We start from the raw sequence: 6358 nt of genomic DNA, 5'->3' as shown, positions 1-6358 counted from the left end.
AGCTATTTAATGCTATTATATCATCAGGATTAATTTTTAAAGACCTCTCAAAAATATCACAAGCCTTTTCATAATTTCCAGATTCTGCTAAGGCTTTTCCATAGCTATTTAATGCTATTATATTATCAGGATTAATTTTTAAAGACCTCTCAAAAATATCACAAGCCTTTTCATAATTTCCAGATTCTGCTAAGGCTTTTCCATAGCTATTTAATGCTATTATATTATCAGGATTAATTTTTAAAGACCTCTCAAAAATTACAAAAGATTTTTTATAAGACTTTATTTTTAATAAAACTTTACTGTATGTACTTAATACTTTTACATTATTTGGTTCAATCTGCAAAGCCTTATCAAGAATATTTAATGCTTTATCATAATTAGCAATCTGAAATAAAGCACTTCCATAATTTCTTAAAATACTAACATGATTTGTTTCAATCTGTAAAGCTTTTTCAAAAATCGTCAATGCTTCTTCTACTTTATTTAGTTTTCCTAGAGATTGTCCATAAATTTTCAAAGCTTCAATATTATCTGGTTCAATTTCTAAAACTTGTTGAATAATGACAATAGCTTGTTCACTGTCCCGATTCTTCAGTAAATCGTCAGCCTTGCTAATTAAAGATTGGATATCATCATTATTAATCATAGTTTATTTTTTAAATTTAAAGTAATCCAGGGAATAAATTCCCTGTCTCAAAGCCAAAGTCGGTTAAAACCGACTATAATCTAGTATAATTTACTGAGGGAACATTTGACAATCACATCCTGAAAATCCTCAAATCCTGGAACTCCAGTACCACTGCGGAAATTTTAAAAAAATCATTCTGTAACGACAGCTTATGAAGAAGGATGGTCTAATTTATCAAATAGAGATTTATTAAAAGCTGCTGAATCTCCAGGATATCAAATACTCATAACAACAGATCAGAATTTGCGTTATCAACAGAATTTGAGCGATCGCCAAATTGCAATTGTGGTTTTACTATCAACTTCATGTCCAAAAATTAGGAAACAAGTTGATGAAATTTCTGCTGTCATCAATACAACTAACTTAGGTGATTATCAAGAAATTTCTATCATCTAAAAATCCCTATCCTGTAAATCCTCAAATCCTGGAAATCCTGATTCAGACAAAAAAACATGACAGAAACAACCGCCAATTATGATCAAACATGGAAAGAAGCAATAGGAGAATATTTTGAATTATTTATCCAATTCTTTTACCCCAACCTCCACGAAAAAATAGATTGGAGTAAAACCCCCATCTCCTTAGATAAAGAACTAGAACAAATCACCGCATCTAGTCAAACTAAAAAACGTTATGCGGATAAATTGTTTCAAGTTTGGTTATTAAATAATGAAATTATCTGGGTTTTGATTCATATAGAAGTACAAAGTCAATATGATAAAGAATTTACCCAAAGAATGTACATCTATAACTATCGTTCCTTTGATTTATTTCATAAACCAGTCATCAGTTTAGCTATATTAGGAGATGAAGATAAAAAATGGCGACCAAATAGTTATGAATATGGCATAGATGATAGTTTAGTAAAAATGCAATTTAGTATTGTCAAACTATTAGACTATCAATGGGAAGACCTAACCACAAGTAACAATTTATTTGCTATAATGGTTATGGCACATCTAAAAACCAAAGCCACAACTAAGAATTTAACCGAACGAGAACAATGGAAATGGAACATAGTCAGACCATTATATCAAAAGGGCTTAACTAGATTTGATATTATTAATTTAGTTAAATTCATTGATAAAATGATGACCTTACCACCTCCATTACAAACAGAGTTCAACGATAAACTAGAACAACATGAAAAGGAGTTAAATATGCCTTTCCTAAGCACTATTGAAGAAATGGCAGAAGAAAAAGGTGCTAGAAAAAACAGCCAAAACAATACTATCAAAATCCTCGCCAACAGATTTAATAATGTTCCCGAATTGATGAGTGATTCTCTCAAGAAAATTGAGGATATGACGATTCTAGAAAATCTCCTGTTAGCAAGTATTAGTATTAATTCTTTGGAGGAAATGCAAAAATTAATTGATGCCCAATTACAGGAAAATAAATAATATCATATCCCTGACTTCTTCCATCATAAGGAGGTCAGGTTTTTATCAAACTCTTCATCCTGTAAATCCTCAAATCCTGGAAATCCTGATTCAGACAATTACATCCTGTAAATCCTTAAATCCTGGAAATCCTGATTCAGACAAAAAAACATGACAGAAACAACCGCCAATTATGATCAAACATGGAAAGAAGCAATAGGAGAATATTTTGAATTATTTATCCAATTCTTTTACCCCAACCTCCACGCAAAAATAGATTGGAGTAAAACCCCCATATCCTTAGATAAAGAACTAGAACAAATCACCGCATCTAGTCAAACTAAAAAACGTTATGCGGATAAATTGTTTCAAGTTTGGTTATTAAATAATGAAATTATCTGGATTTTGATTCATATAGAAGTACAAAGTCAATATGATAAAGAATTTACCCAAAGAATGTACATCTATAACTATCGTTCCTTTGATTTATTTCATAAACCAGTCATCAGTTTAGCTATATTAGGAGATGAAGATAAAAAATGGCGACCAAATGGTTATGAATATGGCATAGATGATAGTTTAGTAAAAATGCAATTTAGTATTGTCAAACTATTAGACTATCAATGGGAAGACCTAACCACAAGTAACAATTTATTTGCTATAATGGTTATGGCACATCTAAAAACCAAAGCCACAACTAAGAATTTAACCGAACGAGAACAATGGAAATGGAACATAGTCAGACCATTATATCAAAAGGGCTTAACTAGATTTGATATTATTAATTTAGTTAAATTCATTGATAAAATGATGACCTTACCACCTCCATTACAAACAGAGTTCAACGATAAACTAGAACAACATGAAAAGGAGTTAAATATGCCTTTCCTAAGCACTATTGAAGAAATGGCAGAACAACGAGGTGAAGCAAAGGGTAAACAATTAGGTGCTAGAGAAACCTGCCAAAATAATATTCTCAAAATTCTCGCTAATAGATTTAATTCTGTTCCAGAATTGATGAATGATTCTCTCAAGAAAATTGAGGATATGACGATTCTAGAAAATCTCCTGTTAGCAAGTATTAGTGTTAATTCTTTGGGGGAATTTCAAAAGTTAATTGATGCAGAATTACAGGAAAATAAATAATATCATATCCCTGACTTCTTCTATCATGAAGAAGTTAGGTTTTTATCAAACTTTGTATCCTGTAAATCCTCAGCTTTTTGATAATTAAATTTGTTCACAATGAATTAACAACTGTTCCATTCCTGCGGCTAAAGAAATTAATTCTGACCAAGAAGAACCAGTCACTAAATTTTGAGCGTGTGCGAGACGGTTACGTAAATGTTCAGCAGATTTGAGAAATTTTTCGCCCCCACGTTTGGAATTTAATCCTAATTTTTCAAATAATTCTGGATGATTTAATATCAGTTCCCGTTTATCACAAAATTGCAAATAGTCTAATAAATCTGTAGCTTCATTTCTATCTCGACTTTCTCGCCATAATTTTTGTGCTGCTTCTAACCTATCCGCTTTCAGAATTTCTCGCCAAGAATTTTGGGGATAATAAAGTCTAACTAATCGTAATAAATTCATTTCTAATAGAGTAACTAAGCTAAATAGTAACATTCGCACCGGGGCTTTTTGTAAGTCACCATAGGTAATAATCCCAGTAATTTGGTTAGCATCTAAAACAAATAATCTAGATGTGTGGGCAAAAATGGGTAATAACTTCATCAAAGGTGTGGAAACAGCCACTAATTCTTGGGGATGAAATATTTGTTGGTAGTCGCTACATTTTCCTAATTGACATTGCATTAAATCAGCACGTTGCACATAACCGTTGATGGTATTGCCTGTTTCTACTCCCACAACATCAAAATCTTTTTGCTGCATCCAATGTAATACCTCTCTAACATCTGTATCAGCAGATACAGCTTTGAGAGGTTCAGCTACATATTCTATGGTGATGCTATTCTCAAATAGGCTGCGTAAATCTTGGGAACGTGATTTTAGCTGTTTCATCTACCCTAAGAAGGAAAATATTCTTCCCATTTAGTATTTCATAAAACTTTCTTCTATAACTGTTCTCTAGATTTCATCTTGTCCTGAGTCTGGAGAAATTGTAAATCGGGTTTAATTTTTGATACAGTATTAATGCTGACCGGTGGGTTATGAAAGGCTGCTAGATCGAGAAAATGCGATCGCTTCTGTGCGTCCTTTGGTAGATTTAGAGAAGGTGGAAGCGGTACTGGTGGGTGATGGTTTGTCTATATTTCGGGATGGTAGAGAACAGTTACAAGAATTGATGGGAAGTTTGGGGTAAAAATTATGAATAACAAAAAAATTCCTTGCGGCTGCCTCCGCAAAGTCCATCATATTGCTTTTAATGTGCAAAATATGGCAGCATCTCGCCATTTTTATGGTGATATTTTAGGCTTACACGAACTCACAGGGGACGAAGTACCAGAAACATTACAAGAACTGGTAGCAAAAGGTAAAGTTGCTAACTTTGTTACTCCCGACGGCACAATTATAGACTTATTTGGAGAACCAGAATTATTACCACCGGATCCCGATCCTAGTAAGTCTTTTACTAGAGCATATCATTTAGCTTTTGATATTGATCCACAATTATTTGATCAAGCATTGACAGTAATTCAAGAAAATAATCTTGTCATTGCCTATGGTCCTGTTACCCGTCCCACCGGTAGAGGAGTTTATTTTTATGACCCCGATGGGTTTATGATTGAAATTCGTTGTGATCCTGATATAGCAGGATGTGTTAGTAAAGGGTAATATACTATTCCCAATAAATTTTACAGTCAGAATTCAGCTTTTTCAGATATAGCTGTAGCTATTCACTCCTGACTCTGTGACTCGGTGAATTCTTACTCAAAATGGACAATGTTTAGAATGTAAAATGCGGATCATTTCATTAATTTTAATAGGCTTAGTAATATAATCATCGATCCCAGAATCTAAACAAGTATAATAGTCTTCCGCTAAAACATTGGCTATCATAGCGACAATTTGAGGCTGAATAGTCAGCTTTTGACGAATTTTTCTAGTTGCTGTCAAACCATCCATCTCTGGCATTTCTATATTCATCAATACTAAATCATAAGCCTGATTTTGGACTGCCTTTACTGCTTCTATACCATTAGAAACTATATCCACTTGATAACCAAATTTTTGCAGAATGTGATAAATAACATTTTGATTAACTAGGTTATCTTCTACTAAGAGAATGCGTAAAGGAAATTTTTCCGCCATTTTGGGATCAATTTCAATGTGTGGCAGTTCAGTATTTTTTGATTGTGTACAGATAGATCGTAAAATATTTTCTAAAACAACAACTCGGTTTTCTAAATTTGATATTTCTAATTTAACTTCAGAACAATCTAGAATATTTTTAGTAATTGTTAAAATTTCTTCACCGCTATCTAAAATAGTTTCGATAAGGTCTTGTTGTTCCCTTGTTAAATTTGTGGTAGTAAGTAATTGTGCCATACCTAATACTCCATTCATGGCGGTACGAATTTTATAACTCATATCAGCCATAAACTTACTTTGAACTTTAGTTACTGTTTCTGCTGCTGACTTAGCTTCAGCTAAAGCAAATTCAGCTAATTGACGTTCATAAAGTGCCGTTTTCTGTTCACTAATATCCTGTATGAAACCTTCAATTGTTAATAAAGTTCCGTCTGGGGTATAGTTACCTTGTGCTTGTTCATAAACCCAGCGAATTTTACCTTCATTATCAATAATGCGATATTCATTTTTGTAAGGTGTTTTTGTCTCTAAAGACTGCTGAAATTTTATGCGAACCGAATCTTTATCCTCAGGATAAATCAGATTACCATAGGAGATAACTTGATTATTTTGTAATTCCGATGAATCATAACCGGTAACTAATTTACAGCCTTCACTCACAAATTTCATCGTCCAATTTTCGTCATTTAAACAGCGATATACCATCCCCGGTAGATTACTAATTAAGGTCGAAAGCATCCGCCTTTGTTCTGCTAAAATTTTTTCTGTGAGTTTGAGAGTGGTAATATCTTGAACCACACCAATTATATAAATTTCACCATTCATGTTTTCCGCTTTAGCAGACAGTAAAACATTCTTAACTTCTCTTGATTTTGTATGAATTATAACTTCAAAATTTTGGATTATTCCCTGTTGAATTAGGGTTTGTTGAAAGTAGTTTAAATCCTGCACATTATCCCAAATTTCCAATTCTAGACAGGTTTTATTTAATCCCACATTCCGCACTTCA

General features: G+C 32.8%; 8 protein-coding genes. 5 read left to right on the top strand and 3 right to left on the bottom strand.

What is annotated here, in order from left to right:
- The coding region (locus CUN59_RS20095; protein WP_133164058.1) for a tetratricopeptide repeat protein at positions 1 to 649 on the bottom strand (649 nt) is incomplete at its 3' end.
- A 285-nt stretch (positions 650 to 934) separates the two neighbouring features.
- Here CUN59_RS20095 and CUN59_RS22230 point away from each other — a divergent pair.
- The 3 genes from CUN59_RS22230 (at position 935) to CUN59_RS20080 (ending at position 3219) form a co-directional block, all read left to right on the top strand.
- Positions 935 to 1087, top strand: a complete 153-nt coding sequence (locus CUN59_RS22230; RefSeq protein WP_243407003.1) for a hypothetical protein — start codon at positions 935 to 937, stop codon at positions 1085 to 1087.
- A 56-nt stretch (positions 1088 to 1143) separates the two neighbouring features.
- The gene (locus CUN59_RS20085) at positions 1144 to 2094 is read left to right on the top strand and encodes an RpnC/YadD family protein (RefSeq protein ID WP_104389494.1); all 951 of its coding nucleotides are present in this window, start codon (positions 1144 to 1146) and stop codon (positions 2092 to 2094) included.
- Positions 2095 to 2244: 150 nt separating this feature from the next.
- Entirely contained in the window at positions 2245 to 3219 is a 975-nt protein-coding gene (locus CUN59_RS20080) for an RpnC/YadD family protein (protein ID WP_104389493.1), read from the top strand.
- A gap of 84 nt (positions 3220 to 3303) precedes the next feature.
- Here the strand turns inward: CUN59_RS20080 and CUN59_RS20075 are convergent, their stop codons facing one another.
- Positions 3304 to 4098 carry a CBS domain-containing protein gene (locus CUN59_RS20075; RefSeq protein WP_104389492.1) on the bottom strand — a complete coding sequence of 265 codons (795 nt, stop codon included), beginning with the start codon at positions 4096 to 4098 and terminating at the stop codon, positions 3304 to 3306.
- Between the two features lie 142 nt (positions 4099 to 4240).
- Between CUN59_RS20075 and CUN59_RS20070 the strand changes: the two genes are divergently transcribed.
- Positions 4241 to 4399 (top strand): MBL fold metallo-hydrolase, encoded by a 159-nt coding sequence (locus CUN59_RS20070; RefSeq protein WP_104389491.1) that lies wholly within the window; start codon positions 4241 to 4243, stop codon positions 4397 to 4399.
- Positions 4400 to 4404: 5 nt separating this feature from the next.
- A complete protein-coding gene (locus CUN59_RS20065; RefSeq protein ID WP_104389490.1) occupies positions 4405 to 4872 on the top strand; it encodes a VOC family protein in 468 nt (155 codons plus the stop codon).
- A gap of 96 nt (positions 4873 to 4968) precedes the next feature.
- On the opposite strand, the gene CUN59_RS20060 is transcribed toward CUN59_RS20065, so the two are convergent.
- Positions 4969 to 6358, bottom strand: a 1390-nt coding sequence (locus CUN59_RS20060) for a response regulator (protein WP_133164057.1), incomplete at its 5' end; no start/stop codon positions are given.

The organism is Cuspidothrix issatschenkoi CHARLIE-1 (genome assembly GCF_002934005.1).
In the GTDB taxonomy this organism is placed as follows: domain Bacteria; phylum Cyanobacteriota; class Cyanobacteriia; order Cyanobacteriales; family Nostocaceae; genus Cuspidothrix; species Cuspidothrix issatschenkoi.
This window is presented reverse-complemented; position numbering and strand designations above follow the sequence as displayed.

Coding starts and splice junctions, on each gene's coding strand:
- CUN59_RS20075 (WP_104389492.1), bottom strand. CDS start 4,098: ATGAAACAGCTAAAATCACGTTCCCAAGATTTACGCAGCCTATTTGAG.
- CUN59_RS20080 (WP_104389493.1), top strand. CDS start 2,245: ATGACAGAAACAACCGCCAATTATGATCAAACATGGAAAGAAGCAATA.
- CUN59_RS20085 (WP_104389494.1), top strand. CDS start 1,144: ATGACAGAAACAACCGCCAATTATGATCAAACATGGAAAGAAGCAATA.
- CUN59_RS20065 (WP_104389490.1), top strand. CDS start 4,405: ATGAATAACAAAAAAATTCCTTGCGGCTGCCTCCGCAAAGTCCATCAT.